This window comes from Neisseria sp. P0019.S002, from assembly GCF_051957155.1.
In the GTDB taxonomy this organism is placed as follows: domain Bacteria; phylum Pseudomonadota; class Gammaproteobacteria; order Burkholderiales; family Neisseriaceae; genus Neisseria; species Neisseria perflava.
Window position 1 is genome coordinate 1 of sequence record NZ_JBQCWS010000027.1, and the last position, 714, is coordinate 714.

The 714-nt window shown below is 44.1% G+C and carries 1 protein-coding gene; it reads right to left on the reverse strand.

Features of this window, described 5'->3' with window-relative positions; genetic code table 11:
• Positions 1-279: 279 nt before the first annotated feature.
• On the reverse strand, positions 280-714 hold a 435-nt coding region (locus ACTHTY_RS11330; protein ID WP_440367704.1), incomplete at its 5' end, for an IS3 family transposase.

A 714-nucleotide genomic window follows, 5' to 3' on the forward strand; every position in this document is an offset into this window, starting at 1 on the left:
GACCATAAAGAATCACTTCTGCAGAGGCAGCCAGCGGCAAACCGGCAATAACCAAAGCGATAATCGATTTTTTCATTATTCTCTCCAATACAAAGTTAAAATCTCGTGAAAACACGTTTGGCAATATTAATGTTTTCCAACGCTACAAACAACTACTTTCATCTTGATAGATACTTTTATTCATTAGAGTTTAGACTTTTTACAACATTTTCAAATAAAACAGGCCGTCTGAAAACAATTGAACTGGCCCCAAAATCTTGGACACTCATAAAAGCCTTTTCATGCGCTCTGTGTAAGCTGGGTTCTGTATGCGACAGGACTCAGCTTTTTCAATTTCAAACTGCAACGCTCCCGGTTGTAGTAATCCATATAGTCATCTATCTGCTTCATCAATTCATCTACCATCAATTCACCTGCGTTATAGAAACACTCCGTCTTCAACACCGCAAAGAAGCTTTCCATCGGCGCATTGTCCCAACAGTTCGCCTTTCGCGACATGCTTTGAACCATGGAATGCTCCGCAAGCAATTCCCTATACCCCGCCGTACTGTACAGCACACCTTGGTCCGAATGAAGCATCGTTCCTTTATCAGTCAGACGGGGGGCGGCTTTTTCGAGCATTTCCTTCACCATTTCGCTGTCGGCTCTGCGGCTCATGGCGTAGGCGACGATCTCGCGGTTGAACAAGTCCAAGATTGGCGAGAGGTACAGTTT